The organism is Paractinoplanes tereljensis (assembly GCF_016862435.1).
Classification (GTDB): Bacteria; Actinomycetota; Actinomycetes; order Mycobacteriales; family Micromonosporaceae; genus Actinoplanes; species Actinoplanes tereljensis.
Map to the genome: position 1 here is coordinate 114,158 of NZ_BOMY01000035.1, position 24,950 is coordinate 139,107.

The window sequence follows — 24,950 nt, forward strand, 5'->3', positions numbered from 1 at the left end:
ACCGTGCTGATCACGGGTGCTGGCTGCTAACGGAGATCACCTCGCCGGTGAGGTAGGACGAGTAGTCGCTGGCCAGAAACGCCACCACGGTCGCCACCTCCCAGGGTTGAGCGGCCCGCCCGAACGCTTCCCGCCGGGCAAGCGCCGCCAGCTCCGACTCGCTGATCACCTTGCTGAGAAAGGGATGCTCGGCCAGGCTGGGCGCCACCGCGTTGACCCGAATGCCATGCTGAGCCACGTCCATCGCCACGCACCGGGTGAACGCCATCACCCCCGCCTTGGCCGCGGCATAGTGCGCCTGCCCCGCTTGGGCCCGCCACCCGAGCACGGAAGCGTTGTTGACCACCACTCCGCCGCCCCCTTGCGCGATCATCTGCCCAAGCGCAGCCCGAGTGCACCGAAACGTCCCGGTAAGAGTGACGTCGAGAACCCGCCCCCATTCCTCATCGGACATCTCGGTAACCGCCCGATTCCCACCCAGTCCAGCGTTGTTGATCATGACGTCAACCCGCCCAAATTCAGCAGCCGCCCCCGCCACCAGCCCACGCACCGATTCCTCATCGGTGACATCACAAACCAAGGTCAAAACCCTCTTCGGGTACGCCTCCGTAAGGCGCGCGTGCGACAGAGTAAGACGCCGCTCGTGGTTGTCGCTGAGCACCACCGCGGCCCCCTCCGCAAGGCACCGCTCAGCAATCGCAGCCCCAATCCCAGTCCCAGCCGCCGCGGTAACCACAACAACCTTCCCGACCAGCAGCCCGTGCCCCGCCGGTTGCCGGGGCACGGCGGTGGTGGTCATCGGCGGTCCTGGCGAGGTAGGCCCAGGACTCGCTCGGCGAGGATGCCGCGCTGGATCTCGTTGGAGCCGCCGTAGATGGTGTCGGCGCGGCTGAACAGGAACAGTCGACGCCAACGCTCGGCCTCGGCGTCGCCCGGGTCGGGGGCCACGCCGCGCGGGCCGAGCACGGTCATGGCCAGCTCGCCCAGGCCCTGCCGCCAGCGTGACCAGAGCAGCTTGATCACCGTCGCGGTGCCGGTGGCGGGCGGGGCGGCGAGGAGCCGCAGGGTGTGGGCCCGCAGCACGGTCAGGTCGATCCAGGCCCGGGTCAGCCGTTCGCGCACGGCCGGGTCGTCGGTCGCGCCGGTGCGCCGGGCCAGCGCGACCAGGTCGTCGAGGTCGCGCTGGAAGCCGACCTGCTGGCCGACGGTGGCCGCGCCGCGCTCGAAGCCGAGGGTGGCCATCGCGACCCGCCAGCCCTGGCCGGGCTCGCCGACCACCAGGTCGGCCTCGGTGCGGGCCTCGTCGAAGAAGACCTCGTTGAACTCGCTGTCGCCGGTCAACTGGCGGATCGGCCGCACCGTGATGCCGGGCTGGCGCATCGGCACGAGCAGATAGGACAGGCCGGCGTGGCGGGACGCGCCGTCCGGGATCGGCGCGGTGCGGACCAGCATGAAACACCAGTCGGCCACGTGCGCGAGCGACGTCCACACCTTCTGCCCGGTGATCACCCACTGGTCGCCGTCGAGCCGGGCGCGGGTGGTGACGGCGGCCAGGTCGGAACCGGCGCCGGGCTCGGAGTAACCCTGGCACCACAGCTCGGTGGCCGCCGCGATGCCCGGCAGGAAGCGTTTCCGCTGCCGGTCGCTGCCCAGCCCGATCAGGGTGGGCCCGACCATGGTGAGCCCGATGTGGTCGACCCGGCCGGGGGCGCCGGACCTCGCATACTCCTCGTGGAAGATGACCTGCCGGGCCAGCGACGCACCCCGCCCGCCGTGCTCCACCGGCCAGGCCAGCGTGGACCAGCCGGCCGCGGCCAGCCGCCGGGCGAAGTCGCGGCGCTGCTCGAACGCCTCGCTCTCCCGGCCCACACCCCCGGAACCGCGCAACTCGGCGGTCACGTTGGCGGCCAGCCAGTCCCGGATCTCGCGCCTGAACTCCTGGTCATCGTCCACTGGCGTCGCCTCCCGCTCCGCGCGTAGGCTCACCCTACCAAGCACTTGCTTGGTTGACCATGCACCCGGCACGGCTGCCCGGCGCGACAGGAGGTCCCCGATGACGTCGACCGTTCCGGCCGCCGTGCTCAGCGCGGCCCGAGCGTTCGGCGCGGCCCCCGCCCTGGTCCAGCCGGGCGGCGACCGGTTGACCTACGACGAGTTGCTCGGCGAGGTCCGCCGGGTGGCCCGGGCCCTGATCGCCGCCGGGCTGCAGCCAGGCGACCGCCTCGCCCTCTGGGCGCCGAACTCGGCGCACTGGGTCCTGGCCGCACTGGGCGCGAGCTACGCGGGCGTCACCCTGGTCCCGGTCAACACCCGCTTCACCGGCGTCGAAGCGCTGGACATCATCACCCGCAGCAACGCCCGAGCCCTGGTCGTAACCGACGTCTTCCTCGGCGTCGACCGCCTCGCCGCCCTAACGGCCGCCGGTCCCGACCCGCTCCCCGGCCTGGTCGTTCAGGTGCCGTCCCAATGGGACGCGTTCTTGGCCGGGGGCGACGCGGTATCCGATGCGGAGGCTGACGCCCGCGCTGCTGCGGTCGGCGCCAACGACCTCAGCGACGTCCTTTTCACCTCGGGGACCACCGGGCGCAGCCGGGGGGTGATGAGTGCGCATCGGCAGTCGCTCGCGGTGGCCGCCGCCTGGGCCGGGATCGCCGGGCTCAACCCGGATGACCGCTACCTGGTGGTCAACCCGTTCTTCAACAGCTTCGGGCTCAAGGCCGGGATCCTCGCCTGCCTGGTCAGCGGGGCCGCGATCGTGCCGCAGGCGGTCTTCGACGTGCCGCGGACGATGGAGCTGATCGCGCGGGAGCGGATCACCGTGCTGCCGGGGCCGCCCACCCTCTACAGCAGCCTGATGGACCACCCGGACGCTGGGCGGTTCGACCTGTCCAGCCTGCGCCTCGCGGTTACCGGGGCGGCCACCGTGCCGCCCGCGCTGGTCGAGCGGATGCGCAAGGAGCTCGGCGCCGACGTCCTCACCGCCTACGGGCTGACCGAGGCGGTCGTCGCCACCATGTGCCGGGCCGGGGACGACGCCCGCACGGTGGCCGAGACCTCCGGGCGGGCCGCGGCCGGCTTCGAGGTGAGCATCGCCGAACCCGGCGGCGAGGTGCTGCTGCGCGGGCCGAACACGATGCTCGGCTACCTCGACGATCCGGTGGCCACCGCCGCCGCGATCGACGCCGACGGGTGGCTGCACACCGGTGACATCGGGCGGCTCGACGAGCACGGCTACCTGACCATCACCGACCGGCTCAAGGACATGTACATCTGCGGCGGCTTCAACGTGTACCCGGCCGAGGTGGAACGCGCCCTGGCCCGGCTGCCCCAGGTGGCCGAGTCGGCGGTGATCGGGGTTGCCGACCCACGGCTCGGTGAGGTCGGCAAGGCGTACATCGTCTGCCGTCCTGGTCTTGATCTTGGCGAGGCCGAGGTGATCGAGTTCTGCCGGGGCCGGCTGGCCGGCTACAAGGTGCCGCGCAGCGTCGAGCTGCGCGCCGAGCTGCCGCACAACGCCTCGGGAAAGGTCCTGAAATACCTGATGCGGGCGGAGGCGGCCGATGGGTGACGAGGTGCGCTACGAACGGCGGGGCGCGCTCGCGGTGGTGACGATGAACCGGCCGCGCTATCGCAACGCGCAAAATTCGGCCATGACGTACGCCCTGGATGATGCGTTCACCCGTGCGGTGAACGACGACGAGGTGCGGGTGATCGTGCTGGCCGGGGCGGGTGAGCACTTCTCGGCCGGCCACGACATCGGCACCCCCGAACGCGACGCCGACACCGAGTTTCCCCGGCGTGCGGCGATCTGGTGGGACCACACCGGGAAAGAGGGCGCCGACCGCCGCTATGCCCGCGAGGTCGAGGTCTACCTGAGCATGTGCCGGCGGTGGCGGGAGATCCCGAAACCGTCGATCGCCCTGGTGCAGGGCGCCTGCATCGCCGGTGGGCTCATGCTGGCCTGGGTGTGCGACCTGATCGTCGCGTCCGACGACGCGTTCTTCGCCGATCCGGTGCTGCGGATGGGGATTCCGGGGGTTGAGTACTTTGCCCACCCCTGGGCGCTGGGCCCGCGGTTCGCCCGGGAGGTGCTGTTCACCGGCGATCGATTCGGCGCGCGCAGGGCGTACGAAATCGGCATGGTCAATAGGGTGGTGCCGCGCGCTGAGCTGGAAACCGCGGGTTTTGCGCTCGCCGAGCGCGTGGCGGCGATGCCGCCGTTCGGTCTGGCCCTGGCCAAACGCGCGCTGAACCAGTGCGAGGACCTGATGGGTATGCGCGCCGGGATGGACGCGGTTTTCGGCCTGCACCACGTCGCGCACGCGCACAACGCCGAGGTCACCGGCAATCCGCTGGCCGGCCTCGATCCGGCCGCCATGAAGAAGTCGGCGTCGTGAACCTCGATCTGGACCCGGCGGCACTGGCCTTCCGGGACGAGGTGCGCGGCTGGCTGGCCGCCAACGCGCCGCGCGACCCATTGCCCAGTGTGGACACTCCGGCCGGCGATGCTGCGCATCGCGCCTGGGAACAACGGTTGGCCGGGGCCGTTCTCGCGGTGGTTTCCTGGCCCGGACGGTACGGCGGGCGGGCCGCCCCGCCGCTGCACACGTTGCTGTTCGAGGAGGAGTACCACGCCGCCGGCGGCCCCGTCCGGATCGGCCAGAACGGCCTGTTCCTGCTGGCCCCGACGCTGCTGGCACACGGTACGCAGGAGCAGCGCGACCGTATTCTGCCGCCGATGGCCCGCGCCGACGAGGTGTGGGCGCAGGCCTGGTCCGAGCCGGAGGCGGGCAGCGACCTGGCCGCGATCCGGTCCCGCGCGCACCGCACCGACGGCGGCTGGCGGCTGTCCGGCCAGAAGACGTGGAGTTCCCGCGCGACCGTGGCCGACCGGGCGTTCGGCCTGTTCCGCAGCGACCCGGCGGCCGAACGCCACCGCGGCCTCACCTACCTGATGTTCGACCTGCGCGCCGAGGGAGTGACGGTCCGCCCGATCCGGCAGTTGGACGGCAACCCCGGCTTCGCCGAGATCTTCCTGGACGACGTGTTCGTCCCCGACGCCGACGTGATCGGCACCCCCGGTGACGGCTGGCGGGTGGCGATGAGCACGGCCGGCCACGAACGCGGCCTGACCCTGCGCGCCCCCGGCCGTTTCGTGGCGGCCGCCCACCGGTTGGTCTCCCGCTGGCAGGAGCAGCCCGACCCGGCCACCCGAGACCGGGTGGTGGATGCGTGGATCGGCGCCCAGGCCTACCGGATGCACGCCTTCGCCGCGCTGGACGCGCCCCCCACCGAGGCCAGCCTGACCAAGCTGTTCTGGTCCGAACTGGACGTGTCCCTGCACGAGACCGCGCTCGACGTGCTCGGCCCGCACGCGGAGACGGACCCTTCGTGGACCGGCGGCTATCTGTTCGCCCTGGCCGGCCCGATCTACGCGGGCACCAACGAGATCCAGCGCGGCCTGGTAGCTCAGCGAGTGCTGGGACTCCCCCGATGAGGCTGGTCCCGTCCGTGGAGCAGACCGGCTTCGCCACCACCCTGCACGACATGCTGTCGGCCGCCCGCGTGCCGGAGGCCGCCGACAGCTGGGCCGAGGGCAACCACGGCCCCGGGCGGCAGCTTTGGACGCAGCTGGCCGACCTGGGCGTGACGGCGTTGGCGATCCCGGCACGGCACGGCGGCCTGGATGCCACCCCCATCGACCTGGTCATAGCCGCCGAGGAGCTGGGCCACCACGCAGTCCCCGGCCCCATCCCCGAAACCCTGGCCACGGTCCCCACCCTGCTCGCCGCTCTCACCGAGACAGTGCCCGGCGGCGAGGCCGAGCGATGGTTGTCCGAGCTGGCCGCCGGGCGCGCCCTCGCGACTCTCACGGCACCGCCCTGGTTGCCCTTTGCCGTCGATGCGGACGCCGCCGAACTGGTGCTGCTCGTCGACGGTGATGCGGTCGGCACAGCGCGGCGCGGCACCGTGCACTCCTCGATGGACCGCACCCGGCGGCTCTACGAGGTCGAGTCCGCCGGGCCGGTGGAGATCTGCCCCGCGGTCGGCCGTGCCCTGGACCTCGGTGCGCTGGTCTGCGCGGCGCAGTTGCTCGGTGCGGGCCGGGCGCTGTTGGAGGCCGCAGTGGCGCACGCGCGCACCCGGGTCCAGTTCGGCCGGGCGATCGGTGGTTTCCAGGCAGTCCAGCAGCGGCTCGCCGACGTCGCGGTCGGGCTGGAGTTCGCCCGCCCACTGGTCTACGCGGCCGCCGTCACCCTGACCCCGCGGGATGTCTCGGCCGCGAAGGTGGCCTGCTCGGACGCCGCGAACCGGGCCGCGCGGGCGGCGCTGCAGGTGCACGGCGCGATCGGATACACGCAGGAGCACGGTCTCGGCCGCTGGGTGACGAAGGTCCGGGCGCTGAGCCTGTCCTGGGGAGCCCCGGCCGACCACCGAGCCCGGGTGATGGCGGAGCTGACCAAGGGGGCCACATGGAACTGACCGAGGAACACCGGGCGCTGCGCGACGCGGTCCGCGGCCTGCTGTCCGGCTACCCCACCCGCGCGGCCATCGAGCAACCAACCGGCTACGACCCCGCCCTGTGGCAGCGCCTGTGCAAGGAGATCGGGGTAGCCGGCTTGGCGGTCCCCGAAGCCTTCGGCGGCGCCGGCGCAACCTTGCTCGAGTCGCACGTGATGCTGACCGAGTGGGGCCGCACCCTGACCCCCGGCCCGATGCTGGGTTGCGGCGTGCTGGCCACCCAGGCGTTGCTCCGCGCCGGCGACGAGGAGGCCTGCGCCCGCCTGCTCCCCGCCATCTGCGCCGGCGACCGCATAGCCACCCTGGCCTGGCCCGACGATCCGACTACGGTCAAGGCCGGTGGGCTTGTCGGCGAAGCCCGCCAGGTGCTCGATGCCGAGAGCGCCGACATCCTCCTGGTGCCGACGGACGACGGCCTCTACGAGGTGGACGCGACCGCCCCCGGAGTGTCCGTACAGCCCACGGACGTTCTCGACGCGACTCGGCGGCTAGCCACGGTGCGACTGGACGGCGCACGCGCCCGGAAGATCGGGAGCGGCGATCTCCGGCCCTGGCTGCGCGATCTGGCCTGCGTGGCGCTGAGCGCCGAACAGATGGGCGCAGCCGGCCGCGCCTTCGAGGCCACCCACGAGTACGTCCAGCAGCGAGTCCAGTTCGGCCGCCCGATCGGCTCCTTCCAGGTGCTGCAGCACCGCCTGGCCGAGGCCTACCTGCGCCTGGAGGCCGCCACCACCGCGTCGTGGACCGCAGCCGAGGCCTTCGTGGCCGGCTCCGAGGACGCCTCGACCCTAGCCGCGATGGCCAAGGTCTACTGCACGGAGGCACTGCAGGCGATCACCGCCGAGATGGTCCAGATGCACGGCGGCCTGGCCATCACCTGGGAGCACGACGCCCACCTCTACCTACGCCGCGCCTACCAGGACGCCCAGCTGTTCGGCACCCCCACCCAACACCTGAACCGCCTGGCCGCCGCACTGCTCTGACGAGAGACGCGGGAGCGAAGCCACAGTCGGCCGCAACCGGCACGGTCTCGCTCGCGCACCCCACCACAAAGGCCGGCCCGCCCGAGTGATTCGCCTGGCCGGACCACAGCGCGGCAGCCAGACCACCGAGCGGAGGGGGACCGCCCGCCCCAGTCATGCATCCAGCAGCGGGTGACCAAACTCCTGGCCAAAACGGAAAACCATGCAAGGTTTTGGGCCGGGGATGACCATGCAGGGCATAGATGCTTTACCGCCCAGCATGGTTATCCCCGGCCCAAAACCGTCCCAGAGCAAGCAAGCCCAACCCACAAAGCCTCAGATCCAATCGGTATGGCGAGGCCAGGCAAGCAAGGTATCCACCACCTCAAGAGAGGCAGACGGCGAAACCGGAGCCGCAGCCCGATAGCGCCCCTTGAAGAACAACAACGGCCCATCCCCGCCGCACTCACCGAGGGCGAGCACACGGCCCACCACGATCGAGTGGTCGCCACCCGGATGCACCGCCGAGACCTGGCATTCCGCCCAGGTCAAAGCCCCGTCCAGGATCGGCGCACCACCGGGCGACGGAGTCCACGGAATGCCGGCGAACTTGTCGGCCCCCCGCGTGCCGAAGGCCCGGGACAGCTCGTGATGCCCCTCGGCCAGGACGTTCACGCAGAACAACCCGGTGCCCCGGATCCGCTGCCAGGTAGACGAGGTCGACTGGGGGCAGAACAGGACCAGTGGCGGGTCCAGCGACAGCGGGGTGAACGCCTGGCAGGCGAAGCCGGCCGGCCCGTCCGCGTCGGTCGTGGTGACGATCGTGACGCCGGTGCAGAAGTGGCCGAAGACCCGCCGGAATGAAGCCGGGTCGACGGCCACCGGGAGCTCAGTGTCCACCGTGCGCGAACCGGTGACCCCACACGCTGTGGGCGGTGGTCTGCCGGGCCACCCAGGTGTGGTCGTCGACGGTGAGGCCGCCGAACCCGTATTCAATATCAAACCCGCTGGGCGTACGCACGTAGAAGGAAATCATGTCGTCGTTGGCGTGCCGGCCCAGCGTGGAGATCAGCGGGGCCTTGTTCTTGACGCAGCGGTCGATGGCCAGGCCGACGTCGTCGATGGTCGCGGTCTCGGTCATCAGGTGGATCAGGCCGCTGGGCGCGGGAATCGGGGCGAGCGCGACGCTGTGGTGCCGGGGATTGCAGCCGAGGAACCGCATCCACAGCGCCTCGTCGGTGTGCGGCAGCCCGATGTGTTCGGGGACCAGCCGCATGGTGTCGCGCAGCCGGAAGCCGAGGATCTCGGTCCAGAAGTGCAGCGAGGCGGCGTCGTCGAAGGCCGGCAGCACGACGTGCCCCATGCCCTGCGTGCCGGTGACGAACCTGGTCCCGTAAGCGCTGAGCGCCGGCCGGGTGTCCAGGGCGGCGCCGCTGAAGAACTCGAGCCGGTTGCCGGACGGGTCATCGACGGCGACCATCTGCGCCACCCGGCGGTCGGCGAGTTCGTCGGCACCGGCCACCTTGACCGCGACGCCGGCCTCCTCGAAAGCAGTGACCAGCTGCGCAAACGACGACGGGGAAGCAACCTCCCAGCCGCTGGCCGCCAGCCGGTCGCGTGAGCCGGGCACCACCACGATGCGGGCCGGCAGGTCGTCCATGCGCAGGTAGACAGCGGACGGGTCGGGGCCGCGGCCCTCGACCATGCCGAGCACCTTGACGCCGAATTCCCGCCAGGCGGGCACGTCGGTGGCCTCGACGCGCAGGTAGCCGAGGGATCGGATGAGACTCACGGCCTGTCCCCTTCCAGGAAGTCGAAAGCGAGGCGGTTGAACTCGTCGAACTTCTCCAGGTGCGCCCAGTGCCCGCAGCCGCCGAAGACGTGCAGCCGGCAGCGGCGGATCAGCTTGAGCGCGACCAGCGCGCCGTCGAGCGGGTTGACCCGGTCTTCCCGGCCCCACACCAGCAACACCTCGTTGCGCAGCCGGTGAGCCTCCCGCCAGAGCAGCCCATCTTCGAAGCGGGCCGGGTCGGTGAACGAGGCGCCCATCTCGCGCAGAGCGCGAAGGGCGGCCGGGGTGGAAGCCGCGGCCAGGCGTTCATCGATCAGCTCGTCGGTGATCAAGGAAGGATCGAAGACGAGGGTACGGAGGAAAGCCGCCAGCCGTTCCCGGGTGGGACCGGCCCCGAACGCGCCGAGCCGCTTGACGCCCTCGGTCGGGTCGGCGGCGAACACGTTGAGGCTGAGCCCGCCCGGTCCCATCAGCAGCAGCCGCCCGGCCCGGGACGGGTGCCGCAGCGCGAATCGGACCGCGGTGCCGCCGCCGAGCGAGTTGCCGACCAGGTCGACGCGCTCGAGGCCGAGTTCGTCGAGCAGGGCGGCCAGCGCGTCGGCCGAGTGCGTGAAGTACTGCGTGGTCAGCTGGCCGAGCTCGGAACCGCCGTACCCGGGCTGGTCGACGGCGATCGTGTCGAAGCGTTTGGCGAAGGCCGGGATCGTACGCCCGAAGTTGCTTTGGGCTGAAGCTCCCGGCCCGCCGCCGTGCAGAAGGACCACGGGGTTGGCGCCGGCCGGGCCGGCGCGGTGGAAGTGAAGGGTCATCGACGGCCTCAGATCATCGCGTCGGCGACGGACAGGCCGAACTCGCCGCGCCCGTACATGGACAGTGCCCGCTCCGGGTCGTTGATCGCGTGCACCCGGCCGGCGTGCGCGTCGCGCCAGAAGCGCTGGATCGGGTGGCTGGTGTAGATCGCCCGGCCGCCGGAGTTCTCGAAGAGCCGGTCGACCGCCTGGATCGCCAGCTCGGTGCCGTGCACCTGGTCGCGGCGGACCCGCAGGCGCAGCCGCATCGGCAGTTTCTCGCCCGCGGTGACCAGCGACATCAGCTCGGTCATGTTCGCGGTCAGGGCGAGCCAGGCGGCGTCCACGTCGGCCGCGGCCCGGGCCACCCGCACCTGCGAGTAGGGGTCCTCGGCCGCGCGCACCCCGGCGTAGGCGGCCCGGACCCGTTCCTGCATGTAGGTGACGTGCGCGTCGTACGCCCCCGTCGCCATGCCGATGATCGGCGTGGTGATCGTGTACGGGAAGATCGAGCCGTAGGGAATCCGGTAGAGCGGCGCCTGATTGAGCTCCTGACCCGGGCAGACGCAGCGGGCGGTGTCGCCGAAGCTGAGTGAACGGTAGGCCGGGACGAACGCGCCGGGCACCACGATGTCGTTGCTGCCGGTGCCGCGCAGCCCGATCGTGTGCCAGACGTCCTCGATCGTGTAGTCGGACGCGGGCAGCAGGAACGTGCGGAAGTCGGCCGGGGTGCCGTCGTCGCCGGGCGGGATGATGCCGCCGAGCAACACCCAGGAGGCGTGGTCGGAGCCGGACGAGAAGCTCCAGCGCCCGCTCACCTGGTAGCCGCCCTCGACCGCCTTGATCTTGCCGGTGGGCGCGTAGGACGACGACATCAGCGTGCCCGGATCGTCGCCCCAGACGTCCTGCTGGGCCTGGTCGGGAAAGAGCGCCATCTGCCAGTTGTGCACGCCGATCACCGAGGAGATCCAGCCGGTCGAGCCGCACGCCGCGGCGATGTCGCGCACGCAGCCGAAGAACGTGGTGGGGTCGGCCTCGAAGCCGCCGAACCGGGCCGGCTGCAACAGCCGGAAGAAACCGGTCGCGGCGAGGGACTTGACCGTCTCGGCGGACACCTGGCGGCGATCTTCCGCCTCCTGCGCCCGATCTCGTAGAACCGGTAACAACTCTCGCACGCCCGACCGGACCGCTTCGGTGCCCTCCATGAGATCCCTCCGCTGTCTTGGCTGGCGACTTGGACGGTCCCTATACTAGAACACGTTCTACCTAACGGGCTACGCCCAAGCGGGAGGCGACACATGAGCGACGGCGCAGCAGCACGCACCATCGACAGCGGGGTCCTGCCGGCCAGGTTCGCCCGCGGCTGGCACTGTCTGGGCCTGGCCGACTCGTTCCGGGACGGCAAACCGCACGCCGTCGAGGCGTTCGGCACCAAACTCGTGGTCTTCGCCGACTCGGCCGGCGCGTTGCACGTGCTCGACGGTTACTGCCGGCACATGGGCGGCGACCTGACCATGGGCACGATCAAGGGCGACGAGGTGGCCTGCCCGTTCCACGACTGGCGGTGGCGCGGCGACGGGAGGTGCGCCTCGGTGCCGTACGCACATCGGGTCCCGATGCGGGCCCGCACCCGGTCATGGCACGCCCAGGAGCAGAACCGGCAGCTGTTCGTCTGGCACGACCCGCAGGGCGCCCCGCCCCCACCCGACATCGTGATCCCGCGGATCGAGGGCGCCTTCTCCGACGAGTGGAGCACCTGGACCTGGGACTCGATCCGGATCGAGGGCGCCAACTGCCGCGAGGTGATCGACAACGTCGTCGACATGGCGCACTTCTTCTACATCCACTTCGCCTTCCCGACGTTCTTCAAGAACGTGCTGGAGGGCCAGGTGGCCGCGCAATACCTGGAGACCAAGCCGCGGCCGGACGTGCCGATCACCGCGAAGCAGTCGGGCGACACCACCCTGCGCTCGGAGGCGGCCTACTACGGCCCGTCCTACATGATCGATTACCTGTTCAACAACTATCACGGCTACGAGATCGAGTCGGTGCTGATCAACTGCCACTACCCGATCACCCCCAACTCGTTCGTGCTGCAGTGGGGGGTGATCGTCAAGCGGCTGCCCGGCCTCACCGCCGAGCAGGCCGCGAAGGCGGCCGGCAAGTTCGCCAAGGGGATCGGGATCGGCTTCGAGCAGGACGTGGAGATCTGGAAGCACAAGAGCCGGATCGACAACCCGCTGCTGTGCGCCGAGGACGGCCCGGTCTACCAGCTACGCCGGTGGTACGAGCAGTTCTACGTGGACGTCGAGGACGTCACCGACGACATGGTCGCCCGGTACGAGTTCGAGGTCGACACCACCCGGGCCGTCGAGACCTGGACGGCCGAGGTGGAGGAAAACCTGGCCCGGCAGGCGGAGCCCTCGGCATGACCCTGACCGAGCGGCAGGAATACCTGGAGGGTGGCTACGAGAAGGTGGCCTGCACCCGCTGCGACGCCCTCGTCCGGGTTCGAAAGTCGAGCCCGCAGCAGACCAGCGTGCAGTGGACCACGCAGGCAGAAAAAACCTGCGTAAACCCGCTGAGCGCACTCGTGCCCACCTGCCTCGATCTACGCGCCAGCATCGACGACGCCATCCGCGACGGCCGCCTGGGGGTGATTTGATGGTCCACCGGTTGCGCGTCGCCGAGGTCATCGCCGAAACCGCCGACGCGCATTCGCTGGTCCTGACCGTGCCGCCGGCGCTGGCCACGGAGTTCGCCTACCTGCCCGGGCAATATCTGACCGTCATGGTGCCGGGGACAGGGGCCCGCTGCTATTCGCTGTCCAGTTCGCCGCACACCGACACAGATCTCAAGATCACCGTTAAACGGGTCCGCGACGGCCGGGGGTCGAACTGGATCTGCGACCACGTCCGGGCCGGCGAAACACTGGAGTTCCTGCCGCCGGCCGGCGAGTTCACCCCCGGCTCGCTCGACGAGGACCTGATCCTGCTGGCCGCCGGCAGCGGCATCACGCCGGTGATGGGCATCATCAAGTCGGTGCTCGCGCGCGGCCACGGCCGGCTCACCCTGATCTACGCCAACCGGGACGAGCACTCGATCATCTTCGGCCGGGAGCTGGCCGCGCTGGCCGGCGACCGGCTCACCGTGACGCATTGGCTGGACAGCGAGCGCGGCGCTCCCGACCCGGCCGTGTTGGCCGCGCTCCTGGCGGAAGACGGCGGCCGGTCGGCGTACATCTGCGGTCCGGAGCCTTTTGTCGCGGTCGCCCGCGACGCTCTGCAGCGAGCCGGAGTGCCGGAGGAACTGGTAAATGTCGAGCGCTTCGAGGTCGGGCAGGACGAGTCGATGGCCTCCACCCTCGAGGTCGAGATCGACGGCCAGACCCGGCGCCTGCCGTGGCCGGCCGGCAAACGGATGCTCGACGTGATCATCGAGGCCGGCCTCAACCCGCCGTTCTCCTGCCGGCAGGGCCACTGCGGCGCCTGCACGCTGCGGCTGCAACGCGGCAAGGTCGACCTGGTCAACAACGAGATCCTCGAACAGGAGGACTTCGACGAGGGTTACACCCTCGCCTGCCAGGCGATCGCGCGCAGCGACGAGGTCGCGGTCACTTACTACTGAGCTGTACGGCGATGTCGATGAGCTGATCCTCCTGGCCACCGACGAGTCGCCGTTCGCCCGCCCGCACCAGGATCTCGGCGCCGGACACCTGATAGCGCTCGGCCAGGCTGAACGCGTGGGTGAGGAAGCTGGAGTACACCCCGGCGTACCCCATGATCAGCGCGAGCCGGTCGAGCTTGCACTCGTCCGGCATGACCGGCCGGACCACGTCCTCGGCCGCGTCCACGATGGCGAAGAAGTCGATGCCGGTGCGAATGCCGAGCTTGTCGCACACCCCGACGAACGCCTCCACCGGCGTGTTGCCCGCGCCCGCCCCGAACCGGCGGGTGCTGCCGTCGATCTGCTTGGCCCCGGCCCGCACGGCGAGCACCGAGTTGGCCACCCCGAGCCCCAGGTTCTCGTGCCCGTGAAAGCCCACCTGGGCGTCGTCGCCGAGCTCGGCCACCAGCGCCGCCACCCGATCCCCGACCTGGTCGAGCACGAGCGCCCCGGCCGAGTCCACCACGTACACGCATTGGCAGCCGGCATCGGCCATGATCCGGGCCTGTGTCTGCAGCACTTCCGGCGGCTGCGAGTGGGCCATCATCAGGAAGCCGACCGTCTCCAAGCCAAGCTCGCGGGCCAGCCCGAAGTGCTGTTCGGTGATGTCCGCCTCGGTGCAGTGACTGGCGATCCGGCAGACCGTCGCGCCGTTGTCGGCCGCCGCCCGGATGTCGTCGAACAGCCCGATCCCCGGCAGCATCAGAAACGCGATCTTCGCGCTCTTGGCCGTGCGCACCGCCGCCTTGATGAGTTCCTGCTCGGGCGTGCGGCTCAGGCCGTAGGTGAGCGACGACCCACCCAGGCCGTCCCCGTGGGTCACCTCGATCACCGGCACACCCGCCGAGTCCAGGGCGGCGACCACCGAGGTCACCTCCTCGACGGTGAACTGGTGCCGCTTGGCGTGCGAGCCGTCCCGCAACGAGGAGTCGGTGATCCGGATGTCGGTGCTCATGAGGCCAGTTCCTCTCCCACGCGGGTGGCGGCCGCGGTCATGATGTCCAAATTCCCGGCGTACGACGGGAGGAAGTCCCCAGCCCCGGTGATCTCCAGGAAGATCGCGACCCGGCCCTGATCGAACTGCGGTTCGTTGAGCAGCCGGTACCCGGGCACGTACCGGGCGACCTCGGCGGCCATGCCTTTCACCGACCTGCTGATGGCCTCGGTGTCGGCGTCCGGCCCGATCGCGCAGAACACCGTGTCCCGCATGACCATCGGCGGGTCAGCCGGGTTGAGCACGACGATCGCCTTGCCCCTGGCCGCCCCACCAACCAATTCCAAAGCCTTTCCGGTCGTACGGGTGAACTCGTCGATGTTGGCCCGGGTGCCGGGCCCCGCCGAGCGCGAGGAGACGGTAGCCACGATCTCGGCGTACTCGACCGGCGTACACCGGGAAACCGCGTAGACCATCGGGATCGTCGCCTGCCCGCCACAGGTGATCAGGTTGAGGTTGCCCGCCCCGAGGTGCTCACGCAGGTTGACCTCGGGCACAACCAGCGGCCCGACGGCCGCCGGCGTGAGGTCGACGGCCCGGATCCCAGCCTCCGCATAGCGAGGCGCGGCAGCCCGGTGCACGGCCGCCGAGGTGGCCTCAAAAACCAGATCGGGCAGCGGGTCTTGGACCAGAAGCCAGTCAACGCCCTTAGCGCTGACGTCGAGGCCAAGGTCAGCGGCCCGGCGCAGCCCCGGACTGTCCGGATCGATCCCCACCATCCAGCGAGGCTCGATCCGCTCCGACCGCATCAGCTTGTAGAGCAGGTCCGTCCCGATGTTCCCCGACCCAACAATGGCCGCCGTCAACGTGCTCATGCCGCACCTTCCTCCAATACGACCAAGGCCCCACCGATGCAGGCGGTCACGCCGCGCCCTCCGTTTTCTTTGCGAAGGACAGCCGGACCTCGCCGAGGCCGCTGAAGACCGCGAGGAACTCGTCGCCCGGGTGCGCGTCCACCGCGCGGGCGCACGCACCCGGCATCACCAGATGGCCGGCGCGCAGCCGCACCCCGAACCCGGCCACCGTCCGGGCCAGCCAGGCCACCGCGGTCACCGGATTGCCGAGCACGGCGTCGGACCGCCCCTGCACGACCGGCTCGCCGCCCCGGTAGAGCACGGCGTCGATGCCGCGCGGATCGATCCCGCCCGGCGGCACCCGCCCGGCCCCGACGACGAACCCGGCCGACGAGGCGTTGTCGGCGATCGTGTCAGCCAGGCTGATCTTCCAGTCCTGAATGCGGCTGTCGATCAGCTCGATCGACGGCGCGAACGCCTCGGTAGCGGCCAGCACATCCGCCTCGGTACAGCCCTCGCCGGGCAGATCGGCACCAAGCAGAAAGGCAACCTCGATCTCGACCCGCGGATAGCAGTAGCGCAAGGCGTCCGCCGGCTCGGTTTCGGAAAGCCGCATGTCAGCCATCAGGTGCCCGTAGTCCGGCTCATCGACGCCCATCATCTGCTGCATCGCCTTGGACGACAGCCCGACCTTGTGCCCGACAATCTCGCCGCCCCGACGGCGGATATTGAGGAGCTGAATCGCATAGGCGTCGGCGGCGGTCAGATCGGGCCGCTCCCGCACCAGCGGCGCAATCGGCACCCGGTCCCGCTCAGCGACCCGCAACCGGTCGGCCAAGGCAAGACGATCAGCCTCGGTGAGCATGCAGACCTCCCCGGTCCTGAATCGCCGCACTGAGCCCAGCCCGCCGCCCGGAAAACACACAATCGGCAAGCGAAAGCCCACTGACATAACTGCGAGAACAAATCCCCACCGCGCTGCGCCCGGCGGCATAAAGCCCAGCCACGCCCACCACTTGCCCGGTTTCCTCATCCACCCGCAAACCCCCAAGGGTGAGCATCGGCGCCGGCAGAGCGGTCCGATTCCGAACAGAAACATCAACCAGCGAGTACGGCGGGGAAGCCAACAAACGCACCAACCCATCCGGCTTACCGAAGGGGTCAGCAGGCGTCCCGGCCGCGAAAGCGGAATCGCCGAGCGGCACGCCGGAGTCGCCGCCCGGATAGGCGGCCCGAAGGGCCAGGTGCCCGGAGCCGGCCGGCTCGCCGGGCGTGACGGGCTGGGCGGCCTGGTAGGCCGCGAGGGTGGCGGTCAGGCCGGCCGGGTCGACGCCGGCTCGGCGGGCGACTGCCTCCAGGGTCGGGCCGGTCACCCGGCCGACCGTCAGCAGCCAGAACGCCTGCCAGCGCTGGAACCACAAGGTCTGCGTCCACACCTGGCGGCGGCACTCGGCCAGCACTGCCGCATCCAGCAGCAACCACGCCTGCGCGCCCGGTGAGCGCAGGATCGCCTCGCCCACCGCGGCTCCGTAGCGGGACTCGTCGCACACCCGCCGGCCATCCCGATCAACCAGCAAACCGCCGAGCATGGCTGATGGTGGGGCCAGGAAACGCCAGATCGTCACCCGGTTCAGATGGTCGATGCTGCCGCCGGCCGCTACGCCCAGGCGGATGCCCGAGCCGTCGTCGCCGGGGGTGCCCAGTCGCAGCCCGCCGTGGTAATCCGGGGCGTGCTCGCGCATCATCTCGCGGTTGAACACGAAACCGCCGGCGCTGAGCACCACCCCGCGTCCGGACGCGACCCGCAACGGGCGGCCGTAGCGCCGTTCCAGCCAGGCGACCGGGCGGTGCAGCGCCCGGCCCAACCCGGGCAGGTAGAGGCCGGGCTTGACCGAGAAGCGGTGCAGCACCCGATGGCCGAGCCGGACCCATCCCGGGGCACCGCGCAGGGTGCGGCATTCGACGCCGGTCACCCGCCCGTCCGCGCCGGTGACCAGCCGTTCCACCCGGGTCTGGGCGAGCACCGCGACACCGCGGTCGCGGGCGGCGGCCGCCAGCCGGGCGGCGAGCACCCGGCCGGAGGTGCCGCGCGCGACGACCCGGTGGCCGCGAGGCGCCGGCTTCGGGAAGGACATCTCGCTGCCCGAGTAGTACAGGTAGTGGCGGTTCGTGGGGTACGACGTCTTGTAGGGACAGAGGCGCGCGTCGAACGGCACCCCTAGGTCGGACAGCCAATCGATCATGCTGGCGCTCTGCGAACAGAAGCGGTCGAGGGTGGCGGCCGAGACCGTGTCGCCGACCTCCTCGCGCAGGTAGTCGGCCATCGCCTCCGGCGTGTCGGTCACCCCGGCTGACTGCTGCTGCCGGGTGCCGCCGCCGGCGTAGACCACCCCGCCGGAGATCGCGGTGGCGCCGCCGCCCACAAAGCGGTCGAGCACGAGCACGCGGGCGCCCGCGTCGGCGGCCTCGATGGCGGCGCAGGCCCCGGCGGCACCGAAGCCGACCACCACGACGTCGGCCGTCTCGTCCCAGGGCTCGGTCACGGGGCCTCCGTAGGGGTGCGTCGTAGCGACAGGAATTGTAACCTGTTCTAGTGCCCAAACAGGAGCAGGAGTTCGACGTTGTCGTGGTCGGCAGTGGTGGTGCCGGCATGGTCGCGGCGCTCGCCGCAGCGCACCGCGGGCTGAGCGCGATAGTCCTGGAAAAAGCCGACTCCTACGGCGGATCCACCGCCCGCTCCGGTGGCGGCCTCTGGCTGCCGGGCAACGAAGTGCTGGAGAACGCGGGTGTCACCGGCGACGCCCACGACTACCTGGCGCACGTCGCGGGGCCGGACGCCACCCCGGAACGGCAGAACGCGTTCCTGTCCGCCGCGCCGGAGATGCTGGCGTTCGTCCGGGCGCACACCCCGCTCGAGTTCGCCTGGGTGCCCGGCTACCCCGACTACTACCCGGAGGCCCCGGGCGGGCTGGCCGCCGGACGCAGCATCGAGCCCCGGCCGCTGGACTCCGGGCTGATCGGGCCCGATCTGGCGACGCTCGCCGCGCCCTATCGGGCCGCGCCGGGCCGCATCGCGGTCACCCAGGTGGATTACCGGTGGCTGTCCCTGGGCGTACGCCATCCGCGCTCTGTCCTCACCGTGGCCCGCCTGCTGGCCCGCGCCCTGTCCCGGAAGCGGAAGCTCACCATGGGCCAGGCGCTCGCCGCCGGCCTGCGGGCCGGGTTGCGCGAGGCGGGCGTTCCGGTGCTGCTCGGGACGCCGATGACCGACCTGCTGGTGGAGGACGACCGGGTGACCGGGGTGCGCACGACCGGGGTGATCCGGGCCCGCCGGGGCGTGCTGCTGGCCAGCGGCGGCTTCGAGCAGAACGAGTCGATGCGCCAGAAGTACCAGGGCCTGGGCACCGAGTTCACCGTCGGTGCGAAGGGCAACACCGGCGACGGCATCGAGGCCGGCGAGCGACTCGGCGCCGCCCTCGACCTGATGGACGAGGCCTGGTGGGGCCCGTCGATTCCGGTCGGCCGGGAGCCGTACTTCTGTCTCGCCGAGCGCAACCAACCTGGCAGCCTGATGGTCGACGCGACCGGCCGCCGTTTCGTCAACGAGGCCGCACCGTACGTGGATGCCGTGCACGCCATGCTGAAGGCACCGCAACCGGCCTGGTTGATCGCCGACCAGACCTACCGGGATCGCTACCTGTTCGCCGGCCGCAGCCCGCGCACCGCCCTGCCCCGCCGCTGGTTCGACGCGGGCGTCGCCCATCGAGCCGGCACCTTGGACGAGCTGGCGTCCAAAATAGACGCGGAAACTCTGGGCGCGACCGTCCTCCGCTTCAACCAATTTGCCGCAAGCGGCCGCGACGAAGACTTCCACCGCGGCGACTCGGCCTACGACCGCTACTACGGCGATCCGCGGCAACGGCCCAACCCGTGCCTGGGCGCGCTCGCGAAGCCGCCGTTCTACGCGTTCCGGATGGTGCCCGGCGACCTCGGCACCAAGGGCGGCCTGCGCACCGACGAACGGGCCCGGGTGCTGCGCCCGGACGGCACGGTAATCCCCGGCCTGTACGCGGCCGGCAACGTCAGCGCCACGGTGATGGGCCGCAGCTACGCGGGAGCGGGCGCCACCCTGGGCCCAGCCATGACGTTCGGCTACCTGGCGGCCCAAGACATGAGCGAGGAGAACTGATGCCCATCGACCCGGACAAGGCGGTCGGCGCCGAACTACCCAGCCGCGAGCTGAGCTGGGACAGCACCGACGTCCTGCTCTACCACCTGGCGATCGGCGCCGACGAGCTCCACTACGTCTACGAGGGCGCGCTGGCTGGCGTACTACCGACCTTCGCCACCGTGGCCACCACACTGCGTGACACCGAGCCGCCCACGGTCCGGATGCCGGGCATCGACGTCGACCTGGCCCGGGTCGTGCACGGCCGCCAGGAGATAGAGATCCACCGCCCGATCCCGATCAAGGGCAGGTGCACGGCGCGCTCGAAGATAGCCGCCGTCTACGACAAGGGCACGGCCGCGATCGTGGTTACCGAGACCACCACCGAGCTGTTCACCAGCCGGATCAGCATCTTCGTCAAGGGCGAGGGCGGCTTCGGCGGCGACCGCGGCCCGGACACCCGAGTGCCGCTGCCCGACCGCGAGCCGGACGACGAGGTGCTCTCCCCCACCGATCCGCGCCAGGCCCTCTGGTACCGCCTGCTCGGCGACCGCAACCCGCTGCACGTCGACCCGGCGTTCGCGGCGCGGGCCGGCTTCCCCGCCCCGATCCTGCACGGCCTCTGCACGTACGGCATGGTCCTGAAGGCGGCTGTCGGACCGGAAATGAACAGCGTGGCCGGCTACCGGGCCCGGTTTGCCGGGGTCGTCTTCCCGGGCGACACCCTGCGCACCCGAATCTGGCGCGAACCACAGCAAATCATCCTGCAAGCCAGCGTCGAAGACCGCCCGGTGCTCTCCGACGCGGTGGTCACGCTGTGCTGAGGATCAACCCGCTGGTCGGCACCCCGGTACCCGCCGTGACCAGCACCGGCCCGTCCCCCGGCACCTGGTTGGCCGCGCTCCCGCGCACCTGCCGCACCCCTTCAGCAATGCCGTTCATGCCATGGATGTAAGCCTCCCCCAGCTGCCCACCGTTCGGATTGATCGGCGGGCACTCGGCCGAACCGATCAAATGCCGGGCCTCACCCCGACCGCAAAACCCCAATTCCTCCAACTGCATCAGCACGTACGGCGTGAAATGGTCATAGAGCACGGCGGTCCGCACGTCCCCGGGCGTGAACCCGGACTGTCCCCACAGCTGCCGAGCCACCACCCCCATCTCGGGCAGGGCGGCCAGTTCGTCGCGGTAGTAGCTGGTCATCACGAACTGGTCGGCCCCACTGCCCTGGGCCGCCGCACTGATCAGGGCCGGCGGCTGCCGCAGATCGCGAGCCCGGGAAGCCGACGTCACCACCAGCGCGACCGCCCCGTCGCTCTCCTGGCAGCAGTCCAGCAGCCGCAGCGGCTCGGCGATCCACCGCGAGGCCCGATGGTCGTCCAGGGTGATCGGCCGCCGGTAGAACCAGGCCGCCGGGTTGGTGGCCGCATATCGCCGGGCGGCCACCGTGACCCGGCCGAAGTCGTCGGTGGTGGCCCCGTAGTCATGCATGTACCGCCGGGCCACCATCGCCACCATCGCCGCCGGGGTGGCCAGCCCCATCGGGTAATGCCAGCTCGCGTCGAGCCCGGGCGGCAGGGTGGCCTGCCCGAACCGGCGCCCCGACCGCTCGTTGAGCGCCCGGTAGCAGACCACGGTCGAGGCGACCCCGGTCGCCACGGCCATTACTGCCTGCTGGACGACCGCACAGGCGGCTCCCCCGCCGTACCCGATCCGGCTCAGGAAGGTGAGCTCGCCCGCGCCGATCTCCCGGGCCACCGCGATCTCGGCGTTGTCATCCATGGTGAAGGTCACCAGGCCGTCGACGTCGGACGGCCGCAGGCCGGCGTCGTCGAGGGCGGCCCGCACCGCCTCGGCCGCGAGGCGCAGTTCGCTGCGGCCGGAGTCCTTGGAGAACTCGGTGGCGCCGATGCCCGCGATGGCCGCGGTCCGGGCGATCATGACGCCAGCCGTACGGTCGCGGTGACGTGCTCGCCGGCCGCGGTCCGCCCGGTCACGTCGACCTGCCCGGCGTGTTCCCGGCCGGTGAAGGTCAGCGTGTCGTAGGCGTAGCAGGGCCCGCCGAGCCGCAGCGAGATGCCGCCCAGCACCACCTCGGGGCCGAGCCGGTCGGTGACGTACCGCTGCACCAGACCGGTGGTGGTCAGGATGTTGAGGAAGATGTCCTTGCTGCCCCGGCGCACCGCGGCATCGCGGTCGTGATGCACGTCCTGGAAGTCGCGGGTGGCCAGGGCGGTGCTGATGATGACGGTCGGGGTGACCGCCAGCTCCCACGCCGGCAGCTCGCCCACCGCCGGGCGCCAGGCCGGCAGCCCGTCCGCGAAGGCGACCCGCACCCGGTCACCGATGCGCACCTCGTCCGGGCGTACGTCCCGAAGCTCACCCACCATCCGCACCCCCTCGTCCAGGTCGACAAGCGCGACCACCACCGGCGACCGCCGGCCGGGCAGCGGCGGATGGCGGTGCACGACGTAGCTGTGGATGCGCCCGGTGCCGGCCGCCACGGCGTACTCCGGCTTGAAGGCACCGCAGCGCGGGCAGGCCGGGCCGGGCGGGTGGCGCAGCGTGCCGCACTCGCCGCAGCGCTGGATGCGCAGTTCGCCGGCCTCGACACCGGCCCAGAAGAACGCGGTGTCCGGGCTGATCACCGGCCGGATCGGGGCTTCCCGCCCGGCCGCCGGCACGGCCTCGGGGCGGAACTTCAGGATCCGGAACCGCATGTCGGCCACCGGTTCGCCGCCGACCTCCCAGACGCTCTCGGTGGTGAAGAACCTGCCCTCGCCGAGCGCGGTGCGCTTCGGCCCGGTGACCTCGGTGAGCCGGGTGCGCACCGCGACCGTCTCGCCGACCCGCAGGTAGCGCTGGTAGGTCTGGCCGCAGTCGGTCGCCACCACCGAGGTGTAGCCGGCCTCGTCGAGCACGGCCGACATCTCGCTCAGCGGGTCGTTCTCCGGCTTGGGCCGCAGCCCGCGCATGGTCCAAACCTGCACCATCGCGGGCGGGGCCACGCCATCCCGCTCGTAGACCGGGTTGTCGTCGCCGATCGCGGTGAGCCAGTCCCGGATGGCCGGCCGGTTGACCGGGTCGCGGGCGATCCGGGCCGGCGACAGGCCGGCCGCGGCGATCCGCTGGGCGGCGGTGCTGATCGGGTCGGTCATCGCGGCACCCGGGGCAGTCCGAGCCCGGCCGACGCGATGATCTCCCGCTGGATCTCGTTGACCCCGCCGCCGAAGGTCAGCACCAGATTGCGTTTGGCCTGCAGGTCGAGCCAGGTCAGCAGGTCGGCGGTGGCCGGGTCGGACGGGTCGCCGTGCCGCCAGACGAGGTCCTCGAGTTCCTGGCCGACCCGCAGCAGCCGCTCCGAGGAGAAGACCTTGGTGGCCGAGGCGTCGGCGGCGTTCAGCGGGGCGCCCGCCACCTGCCAGTTGAGCAGCTCGTTAACCCGGCGGCAGGCCTCCGCGCGCAGCAGCGCGAGCCGCACGTCCGGGGTGTCGTGGGTGACCGCCCAGGCCCGTACCCGATCGATGAGGACGCCGAACCGCCCGGCCGGACCCAGCATCACCCGCTCGTGGTTGAGCTGCGCGGTCAGCAGCCGCCAGCCGCCGTTCTCGGCCCCGACCAGGCGGTTCGCCGGCACCCGCACGTCGGTGAGATAGACCGTGTTGACGTGGTGCGCGCCGTCGCAGGTGATGATCGGCGTCCACGAGTAACCCGGGTCGGCGGTGTCCACGATCAGCACGGACAGACCCTTGTGGCGGGGTGCGTCCGGGTCGGTGCGGCAGGCCAGCCACAGGTAGTCGGCGTCGTGCGCGCCGGTGGTGAACATCTTCTGGCCGTTCACGACATAGCCGTCGCCGTCCCGGACCGCCCGGGTGCGCAACGCGGCCAGGTCGGTGCCGGCCTCCGGCTCGGTGTAGCCGATCGCGAAGTGGATCTCGCCGGCCAGGATGCGCGGCAGGAAGAACTCCTGCTGCTCGGCCGAGCCGTGCGCGAGCAGGGTCGGCGCCACCGTCTGCAGGGTGACCGCGGGCAGCGGGACGTCGGCCCGGGCCGCCTCGTTCACGAAGATCTGCTGCTCGACCGGGCCGAGTCCGGCCCCGCCGAACCACTCCGGGAAACCGAGCCCCAGCCAGCCGTCCCGGCCGAGCCGCCGAACCAGGTCGCGATAGACCGCGCCGTGCCGCTCCCGCAGCACTTCGGCGTGCTCCTCGACGGTCAAAACCTTCTGGAGGTACGCGCGGAGCCGCGCCCGCAGAAGGTGCTGCTCCTCAGTCAGGTCGATGAACATCCAGAGCTCCCAGCCGATGCAGGTGGCGGACCAGGTCGCGGACCAGCGCGGTGTGCCGGTGCAGCGGGTAGTCGGCGGCCAGGCCGAGCCCGCCGTGCAGGTGGTGGCAGGTGCGCAGGGCCGGCAGGGCCTCGCTGCACAACCAGTACGCCGCGGTCCACCGATCGGCCTCGCCCCAGTTGGCCGCGAGGGCGGCCAGGTGCATGGTGCGGGAGGCGATGTAGACGTCGGCGATCTGCTGGGCCACGGCCTGGAAGGTGGCGAGCGGGCGGCCGAACTGGTGCCGGTCCCGCACGTGGTCGGCGGTCATCCGCAGCGCCCCGGCCAGCGCACCGTCACCGAGCGCGCAGGCCCCGCCCACGGCGTACCCCCCGAGGTCGGCTCCCACCAACGGCTCGGCGGCGACATCTCTCAGCTGAAGTGAGAATTCGTCCGTTCCGGCCGAGGTCGGAGTGCGCGTCAGCGTGCCGTCGGCCGGGTCGACGACGGCGACGCCCCGGTTTGTCGGGACCAGGACGCGGTAGGCCCGGTCGGCGTCCGGGACCGCGTGGCACGTCCCGGTCACCCGCCAGTCCTCGGTGGCCGTGACCGGCTCGCCCAGGGCGGCGGTGAGGACCTGGCCGGCCAGCACCCGCGGGAGCAGATCGCGTTGCTGCGAAGGGTTGCCCCAGCGGGCCACCGGCAGCACGCCGAGGGCCAGAGTGGACCAGGCCGGCACCCGGGCGGCGTGCCGGCCGATCTCGGCGAGCAGCAGGCCGGTCTCCAGCGCGCCGAGCCCGGCGCCGCCCAGTTCGACCGGCACCGCGAGGCCGAGCAGCCCGGCCTGGCCGAGCGATTTCCACAGCCGTTCCGGCGTGTCGTCGTTGTCGCTCAGCACCTCGCCGGCGAGACGGACGATCGCCTCCTGGGCGTCGTCGAGCGCGAAGTCCGGACCCATTCCGCCATTAGAACACGTTTCACTTTGGTGGGAACAGCG

Annotated in this window: 24 protein-coding genes and 1 pseudogene; 10 read left to right on the forward strand and 15 right to left on the reverse strand. The window is 71.2% G+C overall.

The features are described 5' to 3' along the window. Positions 1-10 precede the first annotated feature (10 nt). Together Ate02nite_RS27605 and Ate02nite_RS27610 are read right to left on the reverse strand one after the other, a co-directional pair. A complete protein-coding gene (locus Ate02nite_RS27605; protein ID WP_203810647.1) occupies positions 11-799 on the reverse strand; it encodes an SDR family oxidoreductase in 789 nt (262 codons plus the stop codon). Then, entirely contained in the window at positions 796-1,986 is a 1,191-nt protein-coding gene (locus Ate02nite_RS27610; protein ID WP_203810649.1) for an acyl-CoA dehydrogenase family protein, read from the reverse strand. The genes Ate02nite_RS27605 and Ate02nite_RS27610 overlap by 4 nt, the downstream gene beginning before the upstream one ends. 67 nt (positions 1,987-2,053) lie before the next feature. Between Ate02nite_RS27610 and Ate02nite_RS27615 the strand changes: the two genes are divergently transcribed. Genes Ate02nite_RS27615 through Ate02nite_RS27635 form a run of 5 tightly spaced genes read left to right on the forward strand, consistent with a single transcriptional unit; the run spans position 2,054 to position 7,505 of the window. Continuing rightward, positions 2,054-3,568: a FadD3 family acyl-CoA ligase gene (locus Ate02nite_RS27615; RefSeq protein WP_203810651.1), complete on the forward strand. Its 1,515-nt coding sequence runs from the start codon at positions 2,054-2,056 to the stop codon at positions 3,566-3,568. After that, positions 3,561-4,397, forward strand: a complete 837-nt coding sequence (locus Ate02nite_RS27620; protein ID WP_203810653.1) for an enoyl-CoA hydratase — start codon at positions 3,561-3,563, stop codon at positions 4,395-4,397. The genes Ate02nite_RS27615 and Ate02nite_RS27620 overlap by 8 nt, the downstream gene beginning before the upstream one ends. Beyond that, entirely contained in the window at positions 4,394-5,497 is a 1,104-nt protein-coding gene (locus tag Ate02nite_RS27625) for an acyl-CoA dehydrogenase family protein (protein WP_203810655.1), read from the forward strand. Before Ate02nite_RS27620 ends, Ate02nite_RS27625 begins: the two co-directional genes overlap by 4 nt. After that, entirely contained in the window at positions 5,494-6,483 is a 990-nt protein-coding gene (locus Ate02nite_RS27630) for an acyl-CoA dehydrogenase family protein (RefSeq protein ID WP_203810657.1), read from the forward strand. The genes Ate02nite_RS27625 and Ate02nite_RS27630 overlap by 4 nt, the downstream gene beginning before the upstream one ends. Next, positions 6,480-7,505: an acyl-CoA dehydrogenase family protein gene (locus tag Ate02nite_RS27635; protein WP_203810722.1), complete on the forward strand. Its 1,026-nt coding sequence runs from the start codon at positions 6,480-6,482 to the stop codon at positions 7,503-7,505. The genes Ate02nite_RS27630 and Ate02nite_RS27635 overlap by 4 nt, the downstream gene beginning before the upstream one ends. A 315-nt stretch (positions 7,506-7,820) precedes the next feature. Here the strand turns inward: Ate02nite_RS27635 and hsaB are convergent, their stop codons facing one another. From hsaB to hsaA, 4 genes are read right to left on the reverse strand one after another with little or no spacing between them, the layout of a single operon-like run. After that, positions 7,821-8,384, reverse strand: coding sequence for a 3-hydroxy-9,10-secoandrosta-1,3,5(10)-triene-9,17-dione monooxygenase reductase subunit (hsaB, locus tag Ate02nite_RS27640; protein ID WP_239147732.1), 564 nt, complete (start codon positions 8,382-8,384; stop codon positions 7,821-7,823). Further along, positions 8,374-9,276, reverse strand: coding sequence for an iron-dependent extradiol dioxygenase HsaC (gene hsaC, locus Ate02nite_RS27645; RefSeq protein ID WP_203810659.1), 903 nt, complete (start codon positions 9,274-9,276; stop codon positions 8,374-8,376). The genes hsaB and hsaC overlap by 11 nt, the downstream gene beginning before the upstream one ends. Next, on the reverse strand, positions 9,273-10,085 hold the full coding sequence (hsaD, locus tag Ate02nite_RS27650; protein WP_203810661.1) for a 4,5:9,10-diseco-3-hydroxy-5,9,17-trioxoandrosta-1(10),2-diene-4-oate hydrolase: 813 nt from the start codon (positions 10,083-10,085) through the stop codon (positions 9,273-9,275). Before hsaD ends, hsaC begins: the two co-directional genes overlap by 4 nt. Before the next feature lie 8 nt (positions 10,086-10,093). Then, on the reverse strand, positions 10,094-11,269 hold the full coding sequence (hsaA, locus tag Ate02nite_RS27655) for a 3-hydroxy-9,10-secoandrosta-1,3,5(10)-triene-9,17-dione monooxygenase oxygenase subunit (protein ID WP_203810663.1): 1,176 nt from the start codon (positions 11,267-11,269) through the stop codon (positions 10,094-10,096). 93 nt (positions 11,270-11,362) lie between these two features. Between hsaA and Ate02nite_RS27660 the strand changes: the two genes are divergently transcribed. The 3 genes from Ate02nite_RS27660 to Ate02nite_RS27670 are packed head-to-tail and all read left to right on the forward strand — an operon-like array spanning position 11,363 to position 13,691. Then, on the forward strand, positions 11,363-12,496 hold the full coding sequence (locus Ate02nite_RS27660) for a 3-ketosteroid-9-alpha-monooxygenase, oxygenase component (protein ID WP_203810665.1): 1,134 nt from the start codon (positions 11,363-11,365) through the stop codon (positions 12,494-12,496). Beyond that, the gene (locus Ate02nite_RS27665; RefSeq protein WP_203810667.1) at positions 12,493-12,729 is read left to right on the forward strand and encodes a hypothetical protein; all 237 of its coding nucleotides are present in this window, start codon (positions 12,493-12,495) and stop codon (positions 12,727-12,729) included. Before Ate02nite_RS27660 ends, Ate02nite_RS27665 begins: the two co-directional genes overlap by 4 nt. Continuing rightward, a complete protein-coding gene (locus Ate02nite_RS27670) occupies positions 12,729-13,691 on the forward strand; it encodes a ferredoxin--NADP reductase (RefSeq protein ID WP_203810669.1) in 963 nt (320 codons plus the stop codon). The genes Ate02nite_RS27665 and Ate02nite_RS27670 overlap by 1 nt, the downstream gene beginning before the upstream one ends. Here the strand turns inward: Ate02nite_RS27670 and dmpG are convergent. The 4 genes from dmpG to Ate02nite_RS27690 are packed head-to-tail and all read right to left on the reverse strand — an operon-like array spanning position 13,678 to position 18,061. Further along, the gene (gene dmpG, locus Ate02nite_RS27675) at positions 13,678-14,685 is read right to left on the reverse strand and encodes a 4-hydroxy-2-oxovalerate aldolase (protein WP_203810671.1); all 1,008 of its coding nucleotides are present in this window, start codon (positions 14,683-14,685) and stop codon (positions 13,678-13,680) included. The genes Ate02nite_RS27670 and dmpG overlap by 14 nt on opposite strands. After that, positions 14,682-15,539 (reverse strand): acetaldehyde dehydrogenase (acetylating), encoded by an 858-nt coding sequence (locus Ate02nite_RS27680; protein WP_203810673.1) that lies wholly within the window; start codon positions 15,537-15,539, stop codon positions 14,682-14,684. The genes dmpG and Ate02nite_RS27680 overlap by 4 nt, the downstream gene beginning before the upstream one ends. Positions 15,540-15,585: 46 nt before the next feature. Beyond that, positions 15,586-16,356, reverse strand: coding sequence for a 2-keto-4-pentenoate hydratase (locus Ate02nite_RS27685; protein WP_239147733.1), 771 nt, complete (start codon positions 16,354-16,356; stop codon positions 15,586-15,588). A 10-nt stretch (positions 16,357-16,366) separates the two neighbouring features. Further along, the gene (locus Ate02nite_RS27690; protein ID WP_203810674.1) at positions 16,367-18,061 is read right to left on the reverse strand and encodes an FAD-binding protein; all 1,695 of its coding nucleotides are present in this window, start codon (positions 18,059-18,061) and stop codon (positions 16,367-16,369) included. Between the two features lie 50 nt (positions 18,062-18,111). On the opposite strand from Ate02nite_RS27690, the gene kstD reads away from it, so the two are divergent. Both kstD and Ate02nite_RS27700 read left to right on the forward strand, forming a co-directional pair. Further along, positions 18,112-19,707, forward strand: a complete 1,596-nt coding sequence (kstD, locus tag Ate02nite_RS27695; RefSeq protein WP_203810676.1) for a 3-oxosteroid 1-dehydrogenase — start codon at positions 18,112-18,114, stop codon at positions 19,705-19,707. Continuing rightward, positions 19,707-20,510 (forward strand): MaoC/PaaZ C-terminal domain-containing protein, encoded by an 804-nt coding sequence (locus Ate02nite_RS27700; protein ID WP_203810678.1) that lies wholly within the window; start codon positions 19,707-19,709, stop codon positions 20,508-20,510. The genes kstD and Ate02nite_RS27700 overlap by 1 nt, the downstream gene beginning before the upstream one ends. On the opposite strand, the gene Ate02nite_RS27705 is transcribed toward Ate02nite_RS27700, so the two are convergent. From Ate02nite_RS27705 to Ate02nite_RS27720, 5 genes and pseudogenes are all read right to left on the reverse strand, one after another. Further along, the gene (locus Ate02nite_RS27705; RefSeq protein WP_203810680.1) at positions 20,497-21,627 is read right to left on the reverse strand and encodes a lipid-transfer protein; all 1,131 of its coding nucleotides are present in this window, start codon (positions 21,625-21,627) and stop codon (positions 20,497-20,499) included. The genes Ate02nite_RS27700 and Ate02nite_RS27705 overlap by 14 nt on opposite strands. Beyond that, positions 21,624-21,977, reverse strand: coding sequence for a hotdog family protein (locus Ate02nite_RS48975; protein WP_239147741.1), 354 nt, complete (start codon positions 21,975-21,977; stop codon positions 21,624-21,626). The genes Ate02nite_RS27705 and Ate02nite_RS48975 overlap by 4 nt, the downstream gene beginning before the upstream one ends. A 6-nt stretch (positions 21,978-21,983) precedes the next feature. Next, positions 21,984-22,844 (reverse strand): annotated as a pseudogene (locus tag Ate02nite_RS48980) (bifunctional MaoC family dehydratase N-terminal/OB-fold nucleic acid binding domain-containing protein); the annotation flags it as partial. Further along, complete coding sequence (locus tag Ate02nite_RS27715) at positions 22,841-23,974, reverse strand: acyl-CoA dehydrogenase family protein (RefSeq protein WP_203810684.1); 1,134 nt, start codon at positions 23,972-23,974, stop codon at positions 22,841-22,843. The pseudogene Ate02nite_RS48980 and the gene Ate02nite_RS27715, both read right to left, overlap by 4 nt. After that, entirely contained in the window at positions 23,955-24,911 is a 957-nt protein-coding gene (locus Ate02nite_RS27720; protein ID WP_203810686.1) for an acyl-CoA dehydrogenase family protein, read from the reverse strand. The genes Ate02nite_RS27715 and Ate02nite_RS27720 overlap by 20 nt, the downstream gene beginning before the upstream one ends. Positions 24,912-24,950: the final 39 nt, after the last annotated feature.

Coding starts and splice junctions, on each gene's coding strand:
- Ate02nite_RS27605 (WP_203810647.1), bottom strand. CDS start 799: ATGACCACCACCGCCGTGCCCCGGCAACCGGCGGGGCACGGGCTGCTG.
- Ate02nite_RS27615 (WP_203810651.1), top strand. CDS start 2,054: ATGACGTCGACCGTTCCGGCCGCCGTGCTCAGCGCGGCCCGAGCGTTC.
- Ate02nite_RS27620 (WP_203810653.1), top strand. CDS start 3,561: ATGGGTGACGAGGTGCGCTACGAACGGCGGGGCGCGCTCGCGGTGGTG.
- Ate02nite_RS27630 (WP_203810657.1), top strand. CDS start 5,494: ATGAGGCTGGTCCCGTCCGTGGAGCAGACCGGCTTCGCCACCACCCTG.
- hsaD (WP_203810661.1), bottom strand. CDS start 10,085: ATGACCCTTCACTTCCACCGCGCCGGCCCGGCCGGCGCCAACCCCGTG.
- hsaA (WP_203810663.1), bottom strand. CDS start 11,269: ATGGAGGGCACCGAAGCGGTCCGGTCGGGCGTGCGAGAGTTGTTACCG.
- Ate02nite_RS27660 (WP_203810665.1), top strand. CDS start 11,363: ATGAGCGACGGCGCAGCAGCACGCACCATCGACAGCGGGGTCCTGCCG.
- Ate02nite_RS27665 (WP_203810667.1), top strand. CDS start 12,493: ATGACCCTGACCGAGCGGCAGGAATACCTGGAGGGTGGCTACGAGAAG.
- Ate02nite_RS27670 (WP_203810669.1), top strand. CDS start 12,729: ATGGTCCACCGGTTGCGCGTCGCCGAGGTCATCGCCGAAACCGCCGAC.
- dmpG (WP_203810671.1), bottom strand. CDS start 14,685: ATGAGCACCGACATCCGGATCACCGACTCCTCGTTGCGGGACGGCTCG.
- Ate02nite_RS27680 (WP_203810673.1), bottom strand. CDS start 15,539: ATGAGCACGTTGACGGCGGCCATTGTTGGGTCGGGGAACATCGGGACG.
- Ate02nite_RS27700 (WP_203810678.1), top strand. CDS start 19,707: ATGCCCATCGACCCGGACAAGGCGGTCGGCGCCGAACTACCCAGCCGC.
- Ate02nite_RS27705 (WP_203810680.1), bottom strand. CDS start 21,627: ATGATCGCCCGGACCGCGGCCATCGCGGGCATCGGCGCCACCGAGTTC.
- Ate02nite_RS27715 (WP_203810684.1), bottom strand. CDS start 23,974: ATGTTCATCGACCTGACTGAGGAGCAGCACCTTCTGCGGGCGCGGCTC.
- Ate02nite_RS27720 (WP_203810686.1), bottom strand. CDS start 24,911: ATGGGTCCGGACTTCGCGCTCGACGACGCCCAGGAGGCGATCGTCCGT.